A 21,578-nucleotide genomic window follows, 5' to 3' on the forward strand; every position below is an offset into this window, starting at 1 on the left:
ATGGCGACCAAGGTTGCGATCAACGGTTTCGGACGTATCGGGCGCAATGTCGCTCGCGCCATTCTCGAACGCACGGACCATGACCTCGAGCTGGTTTCGATCAACGACCTGGCGGACGCCAAGGCCAATGCTCTCCTGTTCAAGCGCGACAGCGTCCACGGTACTTTCGAAGGTACCGTGGAAGTTGACGGCACCGATCTCGTCATCAACGGCAAGCGCATTCATGTGACGGCCGAGCGCGATCCCGCCAACCTGCCGCACGCCGCGCAGGGCGTGGACATCGTTCTGGAATGCACCGGTTTCTTCACCAACAAGGAATCGGCCTCCAAGCACATCGACGCAGGCGCCAAGCGCGTGCTCGTCTCGGCGCCTGCCAAGGGCGTGGACCTCACCGTCGTTTACGGCGTGAACCACAAGGAACTGACCGCCGATCACGTCGTCGTGTCGAACGCCTCGTGCACCACCAACTGCCTGGCGCCCTTCGCCAAGGTTCTGCACGAGAAGATCGGTATCGAGCGCGGTCTGATGACCACGATCCACTCGTACACCAACGACCAGAAGATCCTCGACCAGATCCACAGCGATCCGCGCCGCGCCCGCGCTGCCGCGATGAACATGATCCCCACCAGCACCGGCGCCGCCGTTGCCGTGGGCCTCGTTCTTCCGGACCTGAAGGGCAAGCTCGACGGTTCGTCGATCCGCGTGCCGACCCCGAACGTCTCGGTCGTCGACCTGACCTTCGTGCCGAAGCGCGACACCACCACCGAAGAAGTCAACGCGCTGCTCAAGGAAGCGGCCGAGGGCGAACTCAAGGGCGTGCTCGCCTTCACCGAAGAACCGCTGGTCTCGATCGACTTCAACCACGACGCCCATTCGTCGACCATCGACAGCCTCGAGACTTCGGTCCTCGAAGGCAAGCTGGTCCGCGTCCTGTCGTGGTACGACAACGAGTGGGGCTTCTCCAACCGCATGGTCGACACGGCCGGCGTAATGGCCAAGTTCCTCTGATGCGCCTGCTCTGAGGCGTTGATGGAGGCGGGCCGCCTCATCGGTATCGCGCGGCGCAAACGGCCGCGCGCGCCGATGGAGGAATTGCGGTCCGCCGCCGTAACTGCCGCCGCGGGAGTCCAGGGGGACTTTCGCGGCGCGGTGCGTCCGGGCCGGGTGCCGCGCCGACAGGTCTCGCTGCTGGCAGCCGAAGACTGGCTGGCCGCGCTGCGCGACCTGGGATTGGCGGAGGGCGATTGTCCGCCCTGGCATGCACGGCGCGCCAACTTGCTGGTCGAAGGCCTGCGGGTGAACGGGATGCACCTTCCGCGCGAGAAAGGCTGCGTCATCGCCATCGGCGAAAGCCTGCGCATCGCAGTGACCATGGAATGCGACCCATGCAGCCGCATGGAAGACGTGGTGCCGGGGCTCATGGCCGCGCTCCTGCCGGATTGGCGGGGCGGCGTGCTGGGCACGGTGCTGACAGACGGCACGATCGCCGTCGGTGACGAGATAAGGATCGAGCAATGAGCGCTTTCAAGACCCTTGACGACCTTGGTGATGTGACGGGCAAGGTCGCGCTCGTGCGCGTCGACCTCAACCTGCCGATGAACGACGGGCAGGTCACGGATGACACCCGCATCCGCGCCGCGGCGCCGACAGTGCTGGAACTGGCCGAAAAGGGCGCCAAGGTGCTGCTGCTGGCCCACTTCGGCCGCCCCAAGGGTGAGCGCGTCTCGACCATGTCGCTGTCGATGGTGGTGGGCGCGGTCGAAAAGGTGTTCGGCAAGGAAGTGATGTTCGTGCCGGAGATCGCCGGCGACGTCGTCAAGCAGACGGTCGGCATCCTGCGCGCGGGCGACATCGCCATCCTGGAGAACACGCGCTTCTGGAAGGGCGAGGAAAAGAACGACCCCGAGCTGGTCAAGGCCATTGCCGCCAATGCCGACTTCTACGTGAACGACGCCTTCTCCGCCGCCCACCGCGCCCATGCCACGACCGAGGGTCTTGCCCATGTGCTGCCCGCTTATGCCGGCCGCTCGATGCAGGCCGAACTCGAGGCGCTCGACAAGGCGCTCGGCAAGCCCGAAAAGCCCGTCGCGGCCGTCGTCGGCGGCGCGAAGGTTTCCTCCAAGCTCGACGTGCTCAAGCACCTCGTCACCCAGGTCGATCACCTCATCATCGGCGGCGGCATGGCCAACACGTTCCTGGCCGCCAAGGGCGTGGACGTGGGCAAGTCGCTTTGCGAGCACGACCTTACCGGCACGGCCAACGAGATCCTCGACGTGGCCGACCAGTCGGGCTGCACCGTCCACCTCCCTTACGAAGTGGTCGTCTCGAAGGAATTCGCCGCCAATCCGCCCAGCTTGCGCACCTGCAACGTTCATGAAGTGGCCGCTGACGAGATGATCCTCGACGTCGGCCCGCTGGCCGTCGAAGCCCTGGGCGACGTGCTCAAGACCTGCCGCACGCTCGTGTGGAACGGGCCGCTGGGTGCGTTCGAGACGGTTCCCTTCGATGCGGCCACCGTGGCCCTGGCAAAAACCGCTGCCGCGCTGACCCGCGAGGGCTCGCTGGTCTCGGTTGCCGGCGGCGGCGATACGGTTGCGGCGCTTCACCACGCCGGCGTGGCGGACGACTTCTCGTACATCTCGACGGCAGGCGGCGCCTTCCTCGAATGGATGGAAGGCAAGGAACTTCCGGGCGTGGCCGCGCTTTCGGCCTGAGTCGATTACACCATCGGTCCCGGACCTGATCCGGGACCGATGACAGGTCTTTGGGCGGGGATGCGAAGCGCGCCGCCGCGAAGGGGCCGTTCAGGGCCGGCGGTCCCGGATCAGGTCCGGGACGTCGAGAGGGGGATGCCGCAGGAATGAGCCACCGTGACCAAGTCGCGCCGCCGTGGCACGGGCGTTACGTCACGTTGGACGGCATGCGCGGGATTGCCGCGCTGGCGGTGGCGCTGTTCCACTTCAACATCTCCCAGGCACCGCACGGCTACGTCGCGGTGGATTTCTTCTTCGCGCTCTCGGGCTTCGTGCTCTGCACCAGCTACCTGCCGCGCTGGCAGGGAGGCATGGGCGCGGGCGACTTCATGACCAAGCGCCTGGTCCGGCTCTATCCGTTGTTTCTCGTCGGCGTGCTGCTGACGACCACGGTGGGCCTGGTACGCCACTATACCGGCGGTGACACTTCGCTGCGCGTGCCGACGATCGTGATCAGCACCGCCATCAATGCGCTGATGCTGCCGTCCCCGCTGACGAACACCCTGTTTCCGCTCAACGTCCCGGCCTGGTCGCTGTTCTACGAGCTTGTCGCCAATCTGGTGATGATCCTGCTGCTGTTCCGCCTGCCGCGGTTCGCCCTGCTGGCGGTCTGCGCGGCTTCGGCATGGTGGTTCGCCCCGGCGGTATTGGAGAACGGCTCGGGCAATATCGGTGCGATCTGGAACGAGTGGTCGGTGGCGCTGGCCCGCACGCTCTACTCCTTCTGCGCCGGCATGCTGATCGCGCGCCTGCGCCAGCCCGCGCACCGGCCGGCGACGCTCGGCGGGCTGGCCTGCCTCGCCGCGATCGCTGCAATGCTGCTGGCCGATCCCCACTGGCTATCGGCCAGCCACTACGACCTTGCCTGCACGCTGTTGCTGTCCCCCTTGCTGGTCTGGCTGGGATCGCGCGTCGAACCCTCGCGAAAGCTGGCGCCCGCGGCCTGGTTCGTTGGCGAGGTGTCGTTCGCGCTCTATGCCGTGCACTGGGCGCTGATAGAGCCGATGCGTTACTTCAAGGACGACCTCCACTACAACGAAGTGCTGATGGCCTTCGCGTTCCTGGGCGCGTGCCTCCTCGTCGCGTGGTTCTGCGTGCGCTGGATCGACGTTCCCGCGCGCATGCTGCTGTCCGACATGCTGCGCCGCCGCAAGCGCGCGCGCGTCTTCGCCGGAACGGATCACCCAACCGACGGATAGCCTTTTGCCGCAGTTGCGAAACGGTGGCTCGGGGAATAAGCCCGTTTCAGGTTGTCGATACAACTAGGAGGAGAAAACCATGCAATATTCGGAAATGGCGGCCAAAATGGCCGGCGGGAACGGCTTTATCGCCGCGCTCGACCAAAGCGGCGGCTCCACGCCCAAGGCCCTGAAGGGCTACGGCATCGAGGAAGGCGCCTGGTCGAGCGAAGAGGAGATGTTCGGCCTGATCCACCAGATGCGCGCCCGCATCATCGCCTCGCCAGCCTTCACCGGTGACAAGGTGATCGGCGCGATCCTGTTCGAGCGGACCATGGATGGCGAAGTCGCCGGCGTGCCCACTCCGCAGGCGCTGATCGCCAAGGGCGTGGTTCCCTTCATCAAGGTCGACAAGGGCCTGGAAGACGAAGCCAACGGCGTACAGCTGATGAAGCCGATGCCGACCCTCGATGCCCTGCTGGAGCGTTCCAAGGCGCTCGGCGTGTTCGGCACCAAAGAGCGTTCGGTGATCAATTCGGCCAATGCCAAAGGCATCGCCGCCGTGGTGAAGCAGCAGTTCGAGATCGGCAGCCAAGTGCTCTCGCACGGCATGATGCCGATCATCGAGCCGGAAGTGAACATCAAGAGCGAGACTCGCGCCGAGTGCGATTCGCTGCTCCTGGCCGAGATCCTCAAGAACCTCGATGCCCTGCCGGAAGGCACGCGCGTCATGCTCAAGCTTTCGCTGCCGATCGTGCCGGGCACGTTCGACCCGCTGGTTTCGCACCCCAAGGTTCTGCGCGTGGTGGCGCTTTCGGGCGGCTACAAGCGCACCGAAGCCTGCGCCGAACTGGCAAAGAACAAGGGCATCATCGCCAGCTTCAGCCGCGCGCTGCTGGAAGACCTGCGCTCGCAGATGAGCGACGCGGAATTCGACGCCGCGCTGAGCGAGGCGATCGACGAAATCTTCGCGGGTTCTACCGAAAAGGTCGGCGCGACCACCGCCGCCTGATCCTGCCCGGGGATTTTCGCTTGAAGGAAGGGCGGTGCCGCAAGGCGCCGCCTTTTTCCGTTACGGCCTTTCGTCAGGTCCTTGGCTGCTTGGCAGCGGTCAGAGGCCGCCCATGAAGCGGAAGCCGAACTGGTAGGCGAAAGGCGCCGGTTTCCTGCCGGCAGTGGGCCGAGGCAGGGCATCCAGCAAGTCGAGCTGTCCATCCGCGATCTGCACGGGCTGTCCCAGCGTCATCTCCACTTCGCGCGGCCCCGAACCCAGGTCCACGCGAACGCGAACTCTCAGGCGGCCGGCCCAGACGCATTGGGTGCCTTCGGCGCAGCGGCTGTCCTCCAGCAGCGCGAGCGGGGTCACCTTGGGGCCGTCGACGAAGACCGTCTCGCCGATGCGGGTATAAGCGAGCGGTGGTCCCTCGTAGGGCGCGCGCGGCGGGGGGGATTGCGGGGTGTAGAAATCGGTGGCCGGTGGACCGCCTGCATGGACATCCGGTTCGGGGGCCAGCACTTCCGGGTCCGGGGCGGTTGGCGGCGGGAGCGGGGCAGGGGCCGATGCTGGTGCCGGAGTCGAGGCGGGCGCATGGGGCCGCACAGGGGAGGCTGGAATGATCCGGCAGGCAGACAGCGCGACCAACGCGGTCGCGAGCGAAAGGGCAGTCGTCAGGGCGCGGCTTCTCATGATCCTCACACGGTAGGGGGAGAGGGACTTGGGGCGGCTCCTCGCCGAGAAACCGCATCGCGCCTGAACCTTGCCCGAACTGAAGCCCTTGCGCCAATGCCTCATCGGACGAGGAAGCCTTTTCCTGAGCCCGAGGACGCGCTAGGGCCGCGGCATGGACGAAAACGAACGCGAACCGACGCAGCTTTATCTTATCTCGCCGCTCGAAGTGGGCGGCGGCTTTCCCGATCGCCTGGCGCGTGCGCTGGATGCGGCGCCGGTCGCGGCGTTCCAGTTCCGGGTCAAGGACCTCGACCAGCACGAGGCCGCGCGGCTTGCGGAACCGCTGCAGAAGATCTGCGGGGAACGGGACGTGGCGTTCATCGTCAACGATTCGATCAGCCTGGCCAAGCGTCTCGGCGCCGATGGCGTGCACATCGGCCAGGAAGACGGCACGGTGGAAGAGGCGCGCAATGCGCTCGGCCGCGATGCGCAAGTCGGCGTGACTTGCCACGACAGCCGCCACCTGGCCATGGATGCGGGGGAGGCCGGCGCGGACTACGTGGCGTTCGGGGCCTTCTTCCCTACGACGACCAAGCAGGTGAAGCACATGGCGGGCGTCGACCTGCTCGAATGGTGGCAGGCGATCTTCGAGATCCCTTGCGTGGCCATCGGCGGGATCACGCCTGAAAACTGTGCTCCTCTGGTGAAGGCCGGCGCGGACTTCCTGGCCGTATCGGGGGCGGTCTGGAACGGCGACGAAGCCGCCGCGATCAAGGCTTTCCACGAAGCGCTGACCGCAGCGAACTGATCCTGCCGGAGGGGGCGGGGCGAAGCGGGAAACCCACAGGGTTTCCACTGTCGCTCCACCGGCTTTCCACGGCCAGTCCCCAGGCTTTGCACAGCTTATCCACAGGCTTGCCCCGCGGGGGCGAGCGGTGCAGAAACGGCACATGGACATCGATCGTTACTTCGCCCGTATCGGCCTTTCCGAGATGCCGGCCCGCTCTTCGGAAGGGCTGGGCGCGGTGCAGACGGCGCATCGCCGGTCGATCGGTTTCGAAAACCTCGCGATACCGCTGGGACAGGGCATCCGCATCGACAGTGCCAGCGTCTTCGAAAAGCTCGTGACGCGCGGTCGCGGGGGCTATTGCTTCGAACAGAACCGCCTCTACGCCGACGCGCTTTCGGCCATGGGGCTGGTCAACCGGCCCCTGCTGGCCCGCGTGCTGCTGGGGCTGGGCGAGGGCGTGGTTCCGCCCCGTACCCATACCCTGCTGCTGGTCAATCTGGACGGCGAGGCCTGGATTGCCGATGCCGGCTTCGGCGGCAGCTACGTTCCGCCGCTCCCGCTTGAAGACGGCGCGCAAGTGCAGACCGGCGACGGCGCCTGGCACAGGCTTCTGCGCGGCGGAGAACGCGGATCGCTGGGCGGTGAATGGCGGCTCGAACGCGCCGGTCCCGCAGGCGCCACCGATGGACGCGGCGCTCCCCACGGCGACTGGCAGCCGCAATATGTGTTCGATCTCGATGATGTCGCGCAGGACGACCTGGAGATGAGCAACCACTGGACCTCGACCCGGCCCGGCACGCGCTTCACCACGCTCTGCGTCGCCAGCGTGGTGCTGGAAGGCGGCTTCGCGTCCTTGAGCGACCGGCAGTTCACGATCGGCCGTCACGGCAAGAGCGAAGTTCGCCAGATCGAAACCGCCGCCGAATATGCCCGCCTTCTGGGCGAGACGTTCGGCATCACGCTCAGCGAGGAAGACGCTGCAAAACTGCCGATTTTCGCCTGAGCAAGCAGTCCCTTACGAGACGCTCAGTTTGTCCGCCAAGCGGTGACGGGCCGGGCGGCTGAGGGCCGCCGAGCTTACTTCTCTCGCAGCCTCGGCATCAGTTCCACGAAGTTGCAGGGACGGTTCCGGCTGTCGAGCTGCTCGGCCAGAATGCCGTCCCAACCGTCCTTCACTGCGCCGTTCGAGCCGGGGAGGGCGAAGAGGTAAGTGCCGCGCGAAACGGCGGCGCAGGCGCGGGACTGGACGGTGGACGTGCCGATGGTCTTGTACGAAAGCCAGCGAAACAGCTCTCCAAACCCCGGAATGTCGCGCTCCTTCACCCGGTCGATGGCCTCGGGCGTGACGTCGCGCCCGGTGAGGCCGGTCCCGCCGGTGGAGACGATGGCGTCCACGTTCGGATCGTCGATCCAGGCGTTCAACCTTGCGGCGATCACGTCGGCATCGTCGCGCTCGATCGCGCGGTCGGCCAGGGCATGGCCGGCGTCGCGAATGCGCTGGACGAGGATGTCGCCCGAAGTGTCGTTTTCGGGGCCGCGCGTGTCGGAGACGGTCAGGACGGCGATATTGATGGGCTTGAAGACACGCTCGGGATCAATGGCCACGCACGATTGCCCCGTTCGCCGTCATGCGGACGGCCTGCGAGCCCGAGAGGCCGGGGAACGTCGGCCACATATCCTGCGCCAGCGCCATGCGGCTTTCGGACTGGCCTCCGGCCTGACGCTCGTACATCCAGTAATTGCGCAGCACGATGTTCACGTAACCGCGCGTCTCCCAGTACGGCAAGGATTCGATCCAGAGCAGCGGATCGCCCTGGCAGTTCACTTCGGAGTTCCAGCGGCGCACCGGCAGCGGACCGGCATTGTAGGCGGCCATGACCTTGGGCAGCAGGCCCTGCGTACCCGGATCGTTGCGCAGCATCTCAAGATGGCGTTGGCCGAAGGCAAGGTTCACTTCCGGCTTGTTGAGATCGGAAGCGTTGCCGGTGTAGCCGAGCGAATTGGCATGATCGCGCGCGGCAGCGGGCATGATCTGCATCAGGCCGCGCGCGCCCGCCGGGCTGACGACGCTGGTCTGGAAGATCGATTCCTGAAGGGCATGGGCATAGACCAGTGCCGGATCGACCTTCCAGCCGCCGACCGGGTTCCACTTGGGGGTGGGGAACCGGCTTGCCGGCTCGGGCTTGCCGCCGAAGGGCGCGTTATAGGCCATCCAGAGCTGGGTGGAGGGCAGGCCGAGATCGCGGGCAAGGCGCGTGATCGAGGCATATTGGTCCGGGGTGCCGATGCGGGCCTGGTGGCGCAGCACTTCGTCGGCCAGGCTGTCCTCGCCGATCTCGGCGAGTTCCACGGCCGTGCGGATGTTGGTGTTGGTGCGCAGCACTTGCCAGTCGTTCTGGGTGAAGTCCGCCGCGGCATGCTGTTCCGGCAGCTTCATGCCCAACTGCTCGGCGGCCAGCATGCCGTAAAGCGTCTCGTCGCGGGCGGCGGCGAGGCGCAGGGCTGCCGAAGCCTGTTCCGGCTTGCGGCAACGCACGAGGGCGCGGCCGCGCCAATAGTGCGCCGCGCTGGTGAGTTCGGCGTTCTCGGACGACTTGGCGGTCTTGTCGAAAGCGTCGGCCGCGCCGTCGCAGTCACCCAGACGCCAGGCGGCCAGACCGGCGGTCCACCACGCTTCGCCGACCCAGGGGCCGGTGCCCATCGCGGCAAGCTGTGCTAGCTGATAGGCCTGCGCATCCTGATTCTCGATATAAAAGCTCCAGGCCACTTTCTGGCGCCATTCGGCCCGGGTCGAGGGGCTGAGGCCAGCGTCGATGCCGTCCAGCAGCATGCGGGCGCCGGTGGGATCGTCGGCCTTGATGCGGTCGTTGATGCCGCTTGCGATCATGGCGGGCATCGTGCCGTCGTCGATCGAGGAGGGCCGCACGCGCTTCACCATGGTCGGCAGGCGGGCGAACTGCTGCTCGGCGGGAAGCGAGGGCACGTTGAGCGCGCCGCGCTTGAGGGCCAGGCGGCTGATCTGGTCTGCGCCGGGCAGGTCGGTGCCTTCGGCCAGCCACGATTGCAGCGCGGGAAGCTCGATCTTGGGAGAGCCGGACGCAAGATAGTAAGCGGCGCGAAGCTGCTGGTGGAGCGGGCCCTCGGGACGGTCTGCCAGCAAGCGCTGGACAGTGGACCAATCCTTCGAGTCCACGGCGTCGAAAGCCTGCTTGTAATAGGCGCGGTCATCCTGGCTCAGCAGCGAGGGAACCGCGGTATTGTCCGCGCGCGAGCGAAAATATTCCACGGCCGCGCTGTTGGCGATGGCCGGGCTTGCGCCCAGGGCGGACATGACGGTGAGAACGGCAAAAGTGACGCCTGTGGCTGCGCTGGCGCGCCAGGGTCCCTTGCGGTTTCTCTCCATGCCGGATCTTTTCAAATTCATTCCCCGCATCGTGCGACCTAATCGCCGGCGGAAATCGGTCCTTTCAGGACTTCTGATCCTCCGGCGCGGTTGATACCGACTTGTCAGTTTCAGACTTTGACCACTCTAGCCAGGCGCTCCAGAAGCTCGCCTTCGCGCGCGGTTGTTGCATCAGCGCGGCGAGCCCCCACCCGGCCAGAAGCGGTATAACACATCCTTCATGATGAAATTGTCTTAAAACGGCAGCGCGTTGCGGCGATTCGTGGCCAATGAGCGACAGGACGTTTCCGCCCAGCACCATGAGTCGCTGCGGGGCCACAAGGTTAACGTGCCGCGCCAGCGCATCGCCAAGGCCGCGAGTCTCCGCGGCGCGCCAGTCGGGCAGGGCGTCGTGGCGGGGCAGGGCGCTGGCGAGGTAAACTTCCTCGCGCCGGGTGCCGAAGGCGGCCAGCATCGCGTCCAGCAGCTTGCCCTGGGGGCCGGTCAGCAGCGTTTCGCGGTCCTGCGGCTCGGGAGTCTCGACGACGATCATGAGCGGCGCGCCGCTTTGCCCCGAGGGCAGGATGCGCCCGGCGGATCCGCCGTCGTCCAGCAGCGATTCGCGCATCCACCAGTCGCGGAAGGCCGGAAGGTCGGCCGGCAGCAGCGCCGGATCGATCCGCGAAGGCAGGGCCGGCGGCGCGTCGACTTGCACCGGGGGGCGCCGCCGCGGGGGAATCCGGCCGCCGTTTTCGTCGCGTTCTTCCTCGGGCACGATCCACTGGCGCGGCGTGTCCAGGAAGTCGAAATCGACCCCGGCCTCGCGCCACCAGTCCAGCGCACCTGTGATATCGTCCAGAAATTGCCGATTTGAGGCCTGATCCATCGGCTGGGTCTTGACCTCTTGGCTTCCACCAATCAAGGCATTTCGAGAAAATTAATCGAGCGACTAAATTAGGGGCAGGCTCAGTGGACGCAATGATTGAACGCGAAGAGATGCCGTATGACGTCGTCATCGTCGGCGGTGGGCCTGCCGGCCTTGCCACGGCGATCCGGCTGAAGCAGGTCGATCCGGCGCTGTCGGTCTGCGTGCTGGAGAAGGGCTCGGAGATCGGCGCGCACATTCTTTCGGGCGCGACGATCGATCCCAGGGCGCTCGACGAACTGCTGCCCACCTGGCGCGAGGACGGCTGCCCGCTGGCGGAAACGCCGGTGACCGACAACTGGCACTGGCATCTCACGAAGAAGAAGAAGTTCGGTCTGCCGCACCTGGTCATGCCGCCGTTCATGTCGAACGAGGGCAATTACACCGGCTCGCTGGGCAATCTCTGCCGCTGGCTGGCCGAACAGGCCGAGGCGCTGGAGATCGAGATCTTCCCGGGCTTCCCGGCCGCCGAGATCCTCTATGACGAGAGCGGCGCCGTGATCGGCGTGCAGACCGGCGACATGGGCGTCGACCGCGAGGGCAATCCCAAGGCCGACTTCCAGCCGGGCATGAACCTGCTGGGCAAGTACACCGTGTTCTGCGAAGGCGCGCGCGGCCACCTGACCAAGCGGCTCAAGGCCAGGTACGACCTTGAAGCGGATTGCCAGCCGCAGATCTACGGCATCGGCATCAAGGAACTCTGGGACATTCCGGCCGACAAGCACGTTCCCGGCCGAGTCATCCACACCCAGGGCTGGCCGATGAGCGAGACCGATTCTTGGGGCGGCGGGTTCCTCTACCACCAGGCCAACAACCAGGTGGCGCTCGGCTTCGTGACCGCGCTCGATTACAAGAATCCCTACGTCTACCCGTTCGAGGAATTCCAGCGCTGGAAGCAGCACCCGGAAATCCGCGCGATCCTGGAAGGCGGCAAGCGCGTTGCCTACGGCGCGCGCGCGATCAACGAGGGCGGCTGGCAGTCGGTGCCGATGCTGGCCTTCCCGGGCGGCGTGCTGGCGGGTTGCTCGGCCGGTTTCGTCAACGTGCCGCGCATCAAGGGCACGCATACCGCGATGAAGAGCGGCATGCTGGCGGCCGAGGCGATGGCCGCGGCGATCAACGCGGGCCGCGCGCAGGACACGCTGGGCGAATACGATACGGCGGTGCGCGAAAGCTGGATCGCCAAGGAACTGAAGCTCGTCCAGAATGCCGAGCCGATGGTCGCCAAGTGGGGCGGCGAGATCGGCACGGTGCTGGCCGGCGCGGACATGTGGCTGCGCACGCTGTTCGGCTTCGGCCTGGCCAAGCCGATGAAGCATCACACCGACGCCTCGACGCTCCAGCGCGCCGATCTCTACCAGCCGATCGCCTATCCCAAGCCCGACGGTGTCATCAGCTTCGACCGCCTGACCAGCGTGTCCTACTCGTTCACCAATCACGAGGAAGACCAGCCGGTCCACCTGAAGCTCAAGGATGCCAGCGTCCCGACCGCGATCAACCTACCGCTCTATGCCGGGCCGGAAGCGCGCTATTGCCCGGCCGGCGTCTACGAATTCGTCGATCCGGACGGTGCGGGCGCCAAGCTCCAGATCAACGCGCAGAACTGCGTCCACTGCAAGACCTGCGACATCAAGGACCCCACCCAGAACATCGAATGGGTGACGCCGGAAGGCGGCGGCGGCCCGAACTATCCGAATATGTGATCGAGAAGGGGAGGGCCAGGCCTTCCCCTTTTTCGTTGCCGGTCGGGTGACGGAAGCAGTCTCTAAGTGCGTACGGACGAATAGCGGCGGAGTACCGGGCCGGCGAAGCTCAACTTGCCTCTCCGCGCGCGGCGCGGCATGGACGGTGCGATGCTGACCGAAATCGCCTACGCCAAGATCAACCTCGCGCTTCATGTCCGCAGGCGACGCGAGGACGGCTATCACGAGCTGGAAACCCTGTTCGCGTTCGTCGATGCGGGGGACGCCTTGGCTGCGACTCCAGCAGAGGCGGACCGGCTGACCACGCACGGCGAATTTGCCGGGAAGATCGACGATCCTTTCGGCAATATCGTCGCCAAGGCGCTGCTGGCGCTGCCGCATGGCGAGGGGAAGCAGGGCTGGGCGGTCGATCTCGAAAAGCGCTTGCCGGTTGCGGCGGGGCTGGGCGGCGGATCGGCCGATGCCGGCGCGGTGTTCCGCATGGTCGAGCGTGCCCATGGCCTGCCCGAGGACTGGCATGCGCGGGCGGCAAGACTGGGCGCGGACGTGCCCGCCTGCGTGCTGTCGCGGCCCTGCATCGGCACCGGCACGGGCACCGATCTTGCCGAAGTGGCGGAGAACGACCTCGAAGGCTGCTCTGTCCTTCTGGTCAACCCGCGCGCGCCCGTGCCGACCGGGCCGGTGTTCAAGGCCTGGGACCAGCGCGACCGCGGGCCGATGCCGAGCGGAACCTTGCGGCAGATCGCCCTGGCCGGTCGTAACGACCTGGAAGACCCGGCGATCGCCCTATGCCCGGTGATAGCCGAAGTGCTCGCGGCCTTGCGGGACACCGCGCCGTTCCTGGCGCGCATGTCCGGCTCCGGCGCGACGTGCTTCGCCCTCTACGAGAGTCAGGAAGCCTTAAGCCAGGCCGCGGCAAGGATCGCGGCAGACCATGCCGATTGGTGGCAATTATCCGGGAAGCTGCGTTGAAAACTTCCGATATTTCAGACCCCGAAGCGGCGGGTAAAGTCTACCGGGTGCTCGGCACGCCGGCCGCGGGCGGCATTCTCGTCGTGGCGGATCATGCTTCGAACCATGTGCCGGAGGGGATCGACCTAGGTATTCCCGCCGAGTTGATGAACCAGCACATCGCCATCGACATCGGCGTGGCGGGGGTGGCGCAGCGCATGGTGGCTCCGGGCGTGTGGGGCTGGCTCGCCGGGATCAGCCGCCTGGTCTGCGACCTCAACCGCGATATCGGCATGCCCGGCATGTTTCCCGAGGTTTCGGACGGCTATGCGATCCCCGGCAACATGATCGGCGATGAAGGCCGGGCAGCGCGCGTCGCGGCCTATTTCGATCCCTATCACACGGCGCTCGAACAGGCGCTGGAGCAAGCCGCTCCCGCCTTGATCGTCTCGCTTCACAGCTTCACTCCCGGCCTGGCGACTTGCGACAAGCCGCGCCCTTGGGAAATCGGCATTCTCTACAACGAGGACGATCGCGCCGCCCGTCTCGCCATTCCGCTGCTGGAAGCCGAAGGCCTGACAGTGGGCGACCAGGAGCCTTACTCGGGCCGAGTGCTCAACGCCTCGATGAACCGTCACGCCGAAAGGCATGGCCGCCCCTACCTCTCCATCGAGATCCGGCAGGACCAGATCGCCGATGCGGCAGGACAGGCGGTCTGGGCGGAACGGATGACCCGTATCTGCAGCGCGGTCGCCGACGGGCTTCGCTGATTCGTCCGGGTTGTCGCGAAGGCGCGGCGCGGATAGGCTGCCGGAGATTGATCCGGGGGCAACATGATCGGCTATCACCTTGTACGACTGGCGAAATTCTCCGGTCGTGAAACCCGCGCGGCATTCTGGCCATGGGCGGCCGTGGTGGTCGGGCTGGTCCTGCTCGGCGGCGTTGCCGCGATGACGCCGCAAGTGCTCGCGTCCATGGCGAAGATGCGCAAGTTCGCGCTGGAGCATCCCGATCAGGCGACGATCACTTCGGGGCCGGGCCATTATGAGATCAGCATAGAAGGCCATCATCCGGAACTGATGCCGGACATGGGCCCGTTCGTGCTGGCGCTGGAGGGTACGATGGCCGTGTTGATCGTGCTGATCGCCGCCGCTGCGGTGCGCCGCCTGCATGACACGGGGCGTTCGGGCGCCTGGGCGCTGCTGCCCTTGCCGTTCCTGTTTTTCGGTTTCTCCAGGATGCCCGTGCTCTTTGCCGATCCGGTGTTCGACACCCGGCTGTTCGGACTGCTGTTCCTCAACAATCTCTGCTATCTTGCAGCCCTTGGCGCGCTAATCCTGCTGCTCGCCCGGTCCGGCAAGCCCGGTGAAAACCGTTTCGGCCCGGAGCCCCGAGGCTAGTTCCGCACGATCCGAAAAGCGAAAAGCGCGTTTTTGGAAATTTTATGCCTCGCAAAAGCCAGGCACTTGTCGTAGGGGCGCGGTCGAGACGGTAGCTGTCCCGCGCCGTGCCCATGAAAAATCCCGGAGTTCGCACAATGCCCGCCTATCGTTCACGCACTTCCACTCACGGCCGCAACATGGCGGGCGCGCGTGGCCTCTGGCGCGCGACGGGGATGAAGGATGGGGACTTCGGCAAGCCGATCATCGCGGTGGTGAACTCGTTCACGCAGTTCGTGCCCGGCCACGTCCACCTGAAGGACCTGGGCCAGATGGTCGCGCGCGAGATCGAGGCGGCCGGCGGCGTCGCCAAGGAATTCAACACCATCGCGGTGGATGACGGCATCGCCATGGGCCACGACGGCATGCTCTATTCGCTGCCCAGCCGCGACCTGATCGCCGACAGCGTGGAATACATGGTCAACGCCCACTGCGCGGACGCCATGGTCTGCATCTCCAACTGCGACAAGATCACGCCGGGCATGCTGATGGCGGCGCTGCGCATCAACATTCCGGTGGTCTTCGTTTCCGGCGGACCGATGGAAGCGGGCAAGGTCGTGCTGCGCGGCAAGGAGCAGGCGCTCGACCTGGTCGACGCCATGGTCGCCGCCGCCGACGAGAGCTATACCGACGAGGAAGTCCAGGCGATCGAGCGTTCGGCGTGCCCGACCTGCGGTTCGTGCTCGGGCATGTTCACCGCCAATTCGATGAACTGCCTGACCGAAGCGCTGGGTCTCTCGCTGCCGGGCAATGGCTCCACCCTGGCCACCCACTCCGATCGCCAGCGCCTGTTCCTGGAGGCCGGTCGCCTCGCCGTGGACTTGTGCCGCCGCTATTACGAGCAGGACGACGAGACCGCCCTGCCGCGCAATATCGCCAGCTTCGGCGCGTTCGAGAACGCCATGAGCCTGGACATCGCCATGGGCGGATCGACCAACACCGTGCTCCACCTGCTCGCCGCCGCCGTGGAGGCGGGCGTGGACTTCACGATGGAGGACATCGACCGCCTCAGCCGCAAGGTGCCGTGCCTGTCCAAGGTCGCGCCGGCGAAGAACGACGTCCACATGGAAGACGTCCACCGCGCCGGCGGCATCATGGCGATCCTCGGTCAGCTTGACCGCGCGGGCCTGCTGCACACCGACCTGCCGACCGTTCATGCGCGCACCCTGGGCGATGCGCTGAACCACTGGGACATCTCGCGCACCAATGCGCCTTCGGTGCAGGAATTCTTCAAGGCGGCGCCGGGCGGCGTGCCGACGCAGACCGCGTTCAGCCAGAGCCGCCGCTGGGAAGAACTCGATCTCGACCGCGAGAACGGCGTGATCCGCAGCAAGGAGCACGCGTTCAGCCAGGACGGCGGTCTTGCGGTGCTCTACGGCAATATCGCGCAGGACGGCTGCATCGTGAAGACGGCGGGCGTGGATGACAGCATCCTGAAGTTCACCGGCACCGCGCGCGTCTACGAATCGCAGGATGCGGCGGTCGCGGGCATCCTTGGCGCGCAAGTCGGCGCGGGCGACGTGGTCGTCATCCGCTACGAAGGGCCGCGCGGCGGGCCGGGCATGCAGGAAATGCTCTATCCCACCAGCTACCTGAAGTCGAAGGGCCTGGGCAAAGCCTGCGCGCTGCTGACTGACGGCCGTTTCTCGGGCGGCACCTCGGGCCTGTCGATCGGACATGCTTCGCCGGAAGCCGCCGAGGGCGGGGCTATCGGGCTGGTCGAGAACGGCGACACGATCGAGATCGACATCCCCGGCCGCACCATCAACCTGATGGTTTCGGACGAGATTCTGGCCCATCGCCGCGCCCAGCAGGAAGCACGCGGGGCCGATGCCTGGTCGCCGGTGCATCCGCGCCCGCGCAAGGTTTCGGCCGCGCTCCAGGCCTATGCCGCGATGACCACCAGCGCCGCCAAGGGCGCGGTGCGCGACGTGACCCAGCTCAAGCGTCGCTAAGGCATGCATGCCGCCTCCCCGGATGCGATCCGGGGAGGCGGTGTCCCATTTTGGTCTGCCTTGCACATGGCGTTGGCGCCGCGCTGCTCGCGCCTGTAGCAAGGCGCATGGCCATGAAATTCCTCACCGTCCTGCCGCTTTCCCTTGCTCTTGCGGCATGCTCTGCCGGGCATGAGGTGCCGGAGCAGGCCGAAGGCGGAGAGCGCATTCCCTGCGCCGTCGCCGGTTCGGCGGAACTTAAACCGGTCTGCGCGGTAGAGCGCGTGCGCGAGCAGGACCGGTTGGTGCTGGTGGTCCATCATCCGGACGGCGGGTTCCGGCGCTTCACGGTCATGACCGACGGCAGCGGGCTGGCGGTTGCCGATGGGGCGCAAGTGGCGGTAACAAGGCTGGACGGTGATCGGCTCGACGTCAGCCTCGGGGCGGACCGTTACCTGTTTCCGGTCACGAGGAAGCCCCATGCCGCAGAGTCCAAGCCCGCACGATAGCCAGATCCTCACCGTGTCGCAGATGCGCGGCGCGGAGGAGGCGCTGATGGCGGCGGGTTCTTCCGTCGATGCGCTGATGCAACTGGCGGGGCGCGGCGCGGCCGAGTGGATCTGGCGGATATGCGCCGGGCGGCGGGTCACGGTGCTGTGCGGCCCGGGGAACAACGGCGGCGACGGATATGTCATGGCCGAGGCCATCCGCGAGCGCGGGGGCCAGGTCGCCGTGGTGGCCGCGGGCGAGCCGAAGTCCGATGCCGCGCGGCATGCGCGCGCGCTCTATCAGGGCCGGGTGCTGGACGCCGGACAGGCGGGCGCAGCCGAAGGCGATGTCTTCGTCGACTGCCTCTACGGTAGCGGGCTGACGCGGCCGCTCTCGGCGGAACAATTCACGCTGCTGAACCGTCTGGCCGAGGCGCATCACCACCGGATCGCCGTCGATCTGCCCAGCGGCGTACAATCCGATACCGGCATGGTGCTGAACGAAGTGCTGCCGCGCTATGACCTCACCCTGGCGCTTGGGGCATGGAAGTTCGCCCATTTCCTGATGCCGGCGACCGCCAGAATGGGGGCTTTGCGCCTGGTGCCGATCGGTGTGGAACCGGTGTCGGGCGCGGCAACGGCCGTGAGCAAGCCGCGGATTTCGGCGCCCGGGCCTGACGCGCACAAATATCGGCGCGGCTTGCTGGCCGTGGTCGGCGGCGCAATGCCCGGCGCGGCGGTACTGGCGAGCCTGGCCGCGCAGGGAGCAGGAGCGGGCTATGTGAAGCTGTTCGCAAACAGCAAGCGCAATGTTCCCGCGGACCTCGTGGTCGACCAGGGCAAGTTGATCGACGTACTGGCCGATGATCGCAACACGGCCATTCTCGTGGGACCGGGCCTCGGCCGCGACACTGCCGCGCGCGAGCGACTGGCGATCGCCCTGGCCGATTCGGCTGCGGCCCTGGTGGATGCCGATGCACTGGTGCTGCTGGGCCCGCGCCATCTGGCCGAGCGCAAGGCGGCGACCGTGGCGACGCCGCACGAGGGTGAACTGCTGGCGCTCGAACGTGCTTTCGGTCTCGACGGCACGGGCAGCAAGCCGCGCCGGGCGCTGGCGCTGGCGGAAGCGGCGGGGCTGATCGTCGTCGCCAAGGGGCCGGATACGGTGATCGCCGCGCCCGATGGCCGACTGGCCTGCGCCCCCCGCGCGACGTCGTGGCTCTCCACGGCCGGAACCGGCGATGTGCTGGCCGGCTGCATCGCCAGCCGCCTCGCCGCCGGAGCGGATGGCTTTGCCGCCGCTTGCGAGGGCGTCTGGCTCCACGGAGAGGCCGCGCGGCGGTGTCCGCCTGCCTTTACTGCCGGTCAGCTTGGACAAATGGTCCCGGCTGCGCTAGCGGCCTGCCTGTGACTACCGAAACCGAAGAAATCCTGAGAATCGCCTCCAAGGGCGACGGCGTAACCGCGAGCGGGCGCTTCGCCTGGGGCGCCGCGCCGGGCGACCTGCTGCGCGAAGACGGCACCCTGGAATGGGGGCCGCACCATATCCAGGCCGCGTGCACCCATTTCGGCCGCTGCGGCGGCTGCCAGCTCCAGCAGCTGGACGAGGAAAGCCTGGCCGCCTTCGTCGAAGGGCGCGTCGCCAATGCCTCGGCCTCGCAGGAACTGGGCGCGGAGACGATCTCCGCTCCGTACTTGTCCCCGCCGGGCGCGCGCCGCCGCGTGTCGCTGCGCGCCGAAAGCTCGGGCGGGCGCATCGTCATCGGCTTCCGCGAGGCAAAGTCCCACCGGCTGGTAGAGCTCGACGAGTGCCCGGTCATGGCGCCGGAGCTTTTTGCGGTGCTCGGTCCGCTGCGCAAGCTGCTCATCATGATGGGCAAGGCGGCACCGGCGAAGAAGGGCGGCAAGCCCGGAAAGTCGGCCCGGCACCAGCAGGCGCGCATGGCCGCCGATATCGAGATGACCCTGACTGACCAGGGCGTGGACCTTGGCGTGAAGGGACTCACTGCCGAGGGGTTGGCCGCGACCGAAGCGATGCTCGACTTCTCGCGCGAACATGGCCTCGCGCGCCTTACCATGGACGGCGGCTACGGCTTCGAAACCGTGTGGGAGCCGGTGCCGGTCACCGTGAAACTCGGCGGCGTGCATGTGCCGTTTCCGCCGGGCTCGTTCCTGCAGGCGACGGTGGACGGCGAGGAAGCGCTGGTCGAAGCGGCGCGTGGCTGGCTTCAGGGCGCGGCGACGGTTGCCGATCTCTTTTCCGGGCTTGGCACTTTCGCGCTGGCATTGGCCGGACCGCAGACTAAAGTGCTGGCAGCCGAAGCCGCGCGCGATGCGCATCTGGCCTGCAAGTCCGCCGCGGACAGCGCCCAACTGCCGGTGTTCAGCGCGCACCGCGACTTGTTCCGCAACCCGCTCCAGCCCGACGAACTGAGCAAGTTCGAGGCCGTGCTGCTCGACCCGCCGCGCGCCGGCGCGCGCGAGCAGGTGGAGTGCATCGCCGGGTCCACGGTGAACCGCGTCGTCTATATCTCGTGCAATCCGTCGAGCTGGTCGCGCGATGCCGCGCGGCTGATCGAGGCGGGCTTCAGATTGGTGGAACTGCGCCCCGTGGGCCAGTTCCGCTGGTCCACCCACGTCGAACTCGCGAGCTATTTCGAGCGCGCCTGAAGCTGCGGGTTACCTGAAGCGCGGATGTGTGCTGACTGAACCGGCGGCGCCGGATCAGTCAGCCTGTTGCGCTTTCGCCATCATGTCCATGAAATCCCGCGCGGCGTTGCGGTCCTCATCATTGTCGAAAGCGACGTCGAGGTCCGGCGAGGCGTTGAACAGATAGAGCAGGGACCACAGCGCGAACCGGCGGCTCCGGTCCTTCTCCATGCCCAGATCGACGCGCATGCGATCGATGCCGGTTTCCAGCGTGGTGGGTGCGATGGTCGAAAGGTCGTCGGTGCCGAAATAGCGGCGGAGCTGATCGTCGAAATCCATGCCCCGGCCCTAGCACCGGAAGATCGGATCGCGAAGACCCGTCAGGAATCGCCGTCCTTTTCGGCCATCTGGGCTGCGACGAGCTGGTAGATCACCAGAGCCCAGGTGCTGCCGATCATGCCCACGAAGAAAGTCGACCAGCTAAGGCCCCAGTCCGCGTCCAGCAGATTATTGGTGAGCGCAGCCAGCGTGACCAGCACCAGAAGCGTTTCCAGAGTTGCGAAACCCCAGCGGATGGAGACGACCGAATATGACTCGCTGCGTGTGCTCACGCCCGTCTCCCAACCCAAAGTTATCCCTTTGAGGCAAGAATAATACGGAGCAGGGGCCTCGTCCAGAAAATACGTTCAGATGAAAGCATCTCGAAACGGGATTTCGCCAAAAGCGGAGCGCTGGGTTCAGGCGTCTTCCCGAAGGACGCGTGCGAAGGCTTCGGCATCGGTATTGCCGCCCGAGAGGATCACGGCGGTGCGATCGGTCAGGTCGACTTTGCCTGCCAGCACGGCCGCCAGCGCCGCGGCGCCGCCCGGTTCGATCACGAGACGCAGTTTGGCGAAGGCCAGGCGCTGGGCAGCGCGGATTTCTGCCGGTGTCGCCACGAGGCCGAAGGGACAGCGGGCTTTCATGATCTCGAAATTGACGGGCCATGTCGCCGGCGTCTGCAGAGCGTCGCAGGCGGTGGGAGGGGCATCGGCGGCCACGCGCTGGATCTCTCCTGCCGCCAGACTGCGGCAGACATCGTCCCAGCCTTCCGGCTCGACCGGGACGATCCGGGCGTCCGGCAAGGCGAGGGCGAGGCCGGCCGTGAGGCCACCGCCGCCGCAGGGCGCCACCACCTGATCGGGGGCTTCAAGGCCCAGTTCCGCCATTTGCGCGGCGATTTCAGTGCCGGTGCTGCCCTGTCCCTCGATCACCCAGGGGTCGCCGAAAGCATGGACGAGCGTGGCGCCGCGGGCGGCGCAGATCCGACCGGCCACCGCATCGCGGTCCTCGCCGCCGGGGCGATCGTAGAGGATTACTTCGGCGCCCAGGGCGCGGGTGTTGTCCAGCTTCACGGCGGGCGCGTCGATGGGCATGACGATGGCAGCGGCAATGCCCAGGCGGCGCGCGGCCCAGGCCACGCCTTGCGCATGGTTGCCGCTGGAGACGCCGACGACGCCGCGCGCCCGCTCCGTTTCGCTCAATGCGGTGAGCCGGTGCCAGGCGCCGCGGATCTTGAAGGCGCCTACGGGTTGGAGGCTCTCGGCCTTGCACCAGATGGTGCGGCCCTCGAACTCTAGCGGAAGCAGGGGCGTGCGCGGCAGGATTTCCGCGACTTTGCGGGCAGCCAGGGCCACGCCTGCGGCAGTGGGGCGATAGTCGGGCGAGTGCGTCATGC

At 66.7% G+C, this 21,578-nt stretch carries 22 protein-coding genes; 15 read left to right on the forward strand and 7 right to left on the reverse strand.

Annotated elements, in window-relative coordinates; translation table 11 throughout:
* The 5 genes from gap to AC1VV3_RS00600 all read left to right on the forward strand — a co-directional run bounded on the left by gap (position 1) and on the right by AC1VV3_RS00600 (position 4,943).
* Positions 1 to 1,008 (forward strand): type I glyceraldehyde-3-phosphate dehydrogenase, encoded by a 1,008-nt coding sequence (gene gap, locus AC1VV3_RS00580; RefSeq protein WP_132262150.1) that lies wholly within the window; start codon positions 1 to 3, stop codon positions 1,006 to 1,008.
* Between the two features lie 75 nt (positions 1,009 to 1,083).
* On the forward strand, positions 1,084 to 1,518 hold the full coding sequence (locus AC1VV3_RS00585) for an MOSC domain-containing protein (RefSeq protein ID WP_132264040.1): 435 nt from the start codon (positions 1,084 to 1,086) through the stop codon (positions 1,516 to 1,518).
* Positions 1,515 to 2,714 (forward strand): phosphoglycerate kinase, encoded by a 1,200-nt coding sequence (locus tag AC1VV3_RS00590; RefSeq protein ID WP_132262152.1) that lies wholly within the window; start codon positions 1,515 to 1,517, stop codon positions 2,712 to 2,714. The genes AC1VV3_RS00585 and AC1VV3_RS00590 overlap by 4 nt, the downstream gene beginning before the upstream one ends.
* 146 nt (positions 2,715 to 2,860) lie before the next feature.
* A complete protein-coding gene (locus AC1VV3_RS00595; RefSeq protein WP_431568435.1) occupies positions 2,861 to 3,952 on the forward strand; it encodes an acyltransferase family protein in 1,092 nt (363 codons plus the stop codon).
* Between the two features lie 79 nt (positions 3,953 to 4,031).
* Positions 4,032 to 4,943, forward strand: coding sequence for a fructose bisphosphate aldolase (locus AC1VV3_RS00600; protein WP_431568436.1), 912 nt, complete (start codon positions 4,032 to 4,034; stop codon positions 4,941 to 4,943).
* A gap of 99 nt (positions 4,944 to 5,042) precedes the next feature.
* On the opposite strand, the gene AC1VV3_RS00605 is transcribed toward AC1VV3_RS00600, so the two are convergent.
* Entirely contained in the window at positions 5,043 to 5,447 is a 405-nt protein-coding gene (locus AC1VV3_RS00605; protein WP_207912790.1) for a hypothetical protein, read from the reverse strand.
* Positions 5,448 to 5,772: 325 nt separating this feature from the next.
* Here AC1VV3_RS00605 and thiE point away from each other — a divergent pair, with 325 nt between their 5' ends.
* Complete coding sequence (thiE, locus tag AC1VV3_RS00610) at positions 5,773 to 6,408, forward strand: thiamine phosphate synthase (RefSeq protein ID WP_134092680.1); 636 nt, start codon at positions 5,773 to 5,775, stop codon at positions 6,406 to 6,408.
* Between the two features lie 142 nt (positions 6,409 to 6,550).
* Entirely contained in the window at positions 6,551 to 7,393 is an 843-nt protein-coding gene (locus tag AC1VV3_RS00615; RefSeq protein ID WP_431568437.1) for an arylamine N-acetyltransferase family protein, read from the forward strand.
* A gap of 74 nt (positions 7,394 to 7,467) precedes the next feature.
* On the opposite strand, the gene moaB is transcribed toward AC1VV3_RS00615, so the two are convergent.
* The 3 genes from moaB to AC1VV3_RS00630 form a co-directional block, all read right to left on the reverse strand.
* The gene (moaB, locus tag AC1VV3_RS00620) at positions 7,468 to 7,995 is read right to left on the reverse strand and encodes a molybdenum cofactor biosynthesis protein B (protein WP_134092682.1); all 528 of its coding nucleotides are present in this window, start codon (positions 7,993 to 7,995) and stop codon (positions 7,468 to 7,470) included.
* Positions 7,985 to 9,793 carry a lytic transglycosylase domain-containing protein gene (locus AC1VV3_RS00625; protein WP_132262162.1) on the reverse strand — a complete coding sequence of 603 codons (1,809 nt, stop codon included), beginning with the start codon at positions 9,791 to 9,793 and terminating at the stop codon, positions 7,985 to 7,987. Before AC1VV3_RS00625 ends, moaB begins: the two co-directional genes overlap by 11 nt.
* 64 nt (positions 9,794 to 9,857) lie before the next feature.
* Positions 9,858 to 10,658 carry a uracil-DNA glycosylase family protein gene (locus tag AC1VV3_RS00630; protein WP_134092684.1) on the reverse strand — a complete coding sequence of 267 codons (801 nt, stop codon included), beginning with the start codon at positions 10,656 to 10,658 and terminating at the stop codon, positions 9,858 to 9,860.
* Between the two features lie 92 nt (positions 10,659 to 10,750).
* Between AC1VV3_RS00630 and AC1VV3_RS00635 the strand changes: the two genes are divergently transcribed.
* The 8 genes from AC1VV3_RS00635 (at position 10,751) to AC1VV3_RS00670 (ending at position 19,882) form a co-directional block, all read left to right on the forward strand.
* Positions 10,751 to 12,400 carry an electron transfer flavoprotein-ubiquinone oxidoreductase gene (locus tag AC1VV3_RS00635; RefSeq protein ID WP_465128061.1) on the forward strand — a complete coding sequence of 550 codons (1,650 nt, stop codon included), beginning with the start codon at positions 10,751 to 10,753 and terminating at the stop codon, positions 12,398 to 12,400.
* 138 nt (positions 12,401 to 12,538) lie between these two features.
* Positions 12,539 to 13,372, forward strand: coding sequence for a 4-(cytidine 5'-diphospho)-2-C-methyl-D-erythritol kinase (locus AC1VV3_RS00640; protein WP_465128062.1), 834 nt, complete (start codon positions 12,539 to 12,541; stop codon positions 13,370 to 13,372).
* Positions 13,369 to 14,121 (forward strand): N-formylglutamate amidohydrolase, encoded by a 753-nt coding sequence (locus AC1VV3_RS00645; protein WP_431567980.1) that lies wholly within the window; start codon positions 13,369 to 13,371, stop codon positions 14,119 to 14,121. Before AC1VV3_RS00640 ends, AC1VV3_RS00645 begins: the two co-directional genes overlap by 4 nt.
* 63 nt (positions 14,122 to 14,184) lie before the next feature.
* Complete coding sequence (locus AC1VV3_RS00650; protein WP_132262169.1) at positions 14,185 to 14,751, forward strand: DUF805 domain-containing protein; 567 nt, start codon at positions 14,185 to 14,187, stop codon at positions 14,749 to 14,751.
* A gap of 137 nt (positions 14,752 to 14,888) precedes the next feature.
* A complete protein-coding gene (gene ilvD, locus AC1VV3_RS00655; protein ID WP_132262170.1) occupies positions 14,889 to 16,745 on the forward strand; it encodes a dihydroxy-acid dehydratase in 1,857 nt (618 codons plus the stop codon).
* Between the two features lie 113 nt (positions 16,746 to 16,858).
* Positions 16,859 to 17,233 (forward strand): hypothetical protein, encoded by a 375-nt coding sequence (locus AC1VV3_RS00660; RefSeq protein WP_243654038.1) that lies wholly within the window; start codon positions 16,859 to 16,861, stop codon positions 17,231 to 17,233.
* Positions 17,205 to 18,623, forward strand: coding sequence for an NAD(P)H-hydrate epimerase (locus AC1VV3_RS00665; RefSeq protein ID WP_431567981.1), 1,419 nt, complete (start codon positions 17,205 to 17,207; stop codon positions 18,621 to 18,623). Before AC1VV3_RS00660 ends, AC1VV3_RS00665 begins: the two co-directional genes overlap by 29 nt.
* Positions 18,620 to 19,882, forward strand: a complete 1,263-nt coding sequence (locus AC1VV3_RS00670; RefSeq protein WP_431567982.1) for a class I SAM-dependent RNA methyltransferase — start codon at positions 18,620 to 18,622, stop codon at positions 19,880 to 19,882. The genes AC1VV3_RS00665 and AC1VV3_RS00670 overlap by 4 nt, the downstream gene beginning before the upstream one ends.
* A 54-nt stretch (positions 19,883 to 19,936) precedes the next feature.
* Here AC1VV3_RS00670 and AC1VV3_RS00675 read toward each other — a convergent pair whose 3' ends face one another.
* The 3 genes from AC1VV3_RS00675 to AC1VV3_RS00685 all read right to left on the reverse strand — a co-directional run bounded on the left by AC1VV3_RS00675 (position 19,937) and on the right by AC1VV3_RS00685 (position 21,576).
* Complete coding sequence (locus AC1VV3_RS00675) at positions 19,937 to 20,200, reverse strand: hypothetical protein (protein ID WP_134092689.1); 264 nt, start codon at positions 20,198 to 20,200, stop codon at positions 19,937 to 19,939.
* Positions 20,201 to 20,241: 41 nt separating this feature from the next.
* On the reverse strand, positions 20,242 to 20,472 hold the full coding sequence (locus AC1VV3_RS00680; RefSeq protein WP_431567983.1) for a hypothetical protein: 231 nt from the start codon (positions 20,470 to 20,472) through the stop codon (positions 20,242 to 20,244).
* A gap of 126 nt (positions 20,473 to 20,598) precedes the next feature.
* Positions 20,599 to 21,576, reverse strand: coding sequence for a threonine ammonia-lyase (locus tag AC1VV3_RS00685; protein ID WP_431567984.1), 978 nt, complete (start codon positions 21,574 to 21,576; stop codon positions 20,599 to 20,601).
* Positions 21,577 to 21,578 lie beyond the last annotated feature (2 nt).

It is taken from the genome of Novosphingobium sp. BL-S-34 (assembly GCF_056857015.1).

Bases quoted from the DNA above. Each gene is read 5' to 3' on its own strand.
- AC1VV3_RS00595 (WP_431568435.1), top strand. From the start codon at position 2,861: ATGAGCCACCGTGACCAAGTCGCGCCGCCGTGGCACGGGCGTTACGTC.
- AC1VV3_RS00630 (WP_134092684.1), bottom strand. From the start codon at position 10,658: ATGGATCAGGCCTCAAATCGGCAATTTCTGGACGATATCACAGGTGCG.
- AC1VV3_RS00585 (WP_132264040.1), top strand. From the start codon at position 1,084: ATGGAGGAATTGCGGTCCGCCGCCGTAACTGCCGCCGCGGGAGTCCAG.
- AC1VV3_RS00660 (WP_243654038.1), top strand. From the start codon at position 16,859: ATGAAATTCCTCACCGTCCTGCCGCTTTCCCTTGCTCTTGCGGCATGC.
- thiE (WP_134092680.1), top strand. From the start codon at position 5,773: ATGGACGAAAACGAACGCGAACCGACGCAGCTTTATCTTATCTCGCCG.
- AC1VV3_RS00675 (WP_134092689.1), bottom strand. From the start codon at position 20,200: ATGGATTTCGACGATCAGCTCCGCCGCTATTTCGGCACCGACGACCTT.
- AC1VV3_RS00665 (WP_431567981.1), top strand. From the start codon at position 17,205: ATGCCGCAGAGTCCAAGCCCGCACGATAGCCAGATCCTCACCGTGTCG.
- AC1VV3_RS00635 (WP_465128061.1), top strand. From the start codon at position 10,751: ATGATTGAACGCGAAGAGATGCCGTATGACGTCGTCATCGTCGGCGGT.
- AC1VV3_RS00625 (WP_132262162.1), bottom strand. From the start codon at position 9,793: ATGGAGAGAAACCGCAAGGGACCCTGGCGCGCCAGCGCAGCCACAGGC.
- gap (WP_132262150.1), top strand. From the start codon at position 1: ATGGCGACCAAGGTTGCGATCAACGGTTTCGGACGTATCGGGCGCAAT.
- AC1VV3_RS00600 (WP_431568436.1), top strand. From the start codon at position 4,032: ATGCAATATTCGGAAATGGCGGCCAAAATGGCCGGCGGGAACGGCTTT.
- AC1VV3_RS00615 (WP_431568437.1), top strand. From the start codon at position 6,551: ATGGACATCGATCGTTACTTCGCCCGTATCGGCCTTTCCGAGATGCCG.
- AC1VV3_RS00685 (WP_431567984.1), bottom strand. From the start codon at position 21,576: ATGACGCACTCGCCCGACTATCGCCCCACTGCCGCAGGCGTGGCCCTG.
- AC1VV3_RS00650 (WP_132262169.1), top strand. From the start codon at position 14,185: ATGATCGGCTATCACCTTGTACGACTGGCGAAATTCTCCGGTCGTGAA.
- AC1VV3_RS00640 (WP_465128062.1), top strand. From the start codon at position 12,539: ATGGACGGTGCGATGCTGACCGAAATCGCCTACGCCAAGATCAACCTC.
- AC1VV3_RS00590 (WP_132262152.1), top strand. From the start codon at position 1,515: ATGAGCGCTTTCAAGACCCTTGACGACCTTGGTGATGTGACGGGCAAG.
- ilvD (WP_132262170.1), top strand. From the start codon at position 14,889: ATGCCCGCCTATCGTTCACGCACTTCCACTCACGGCCGCAACATGGCG.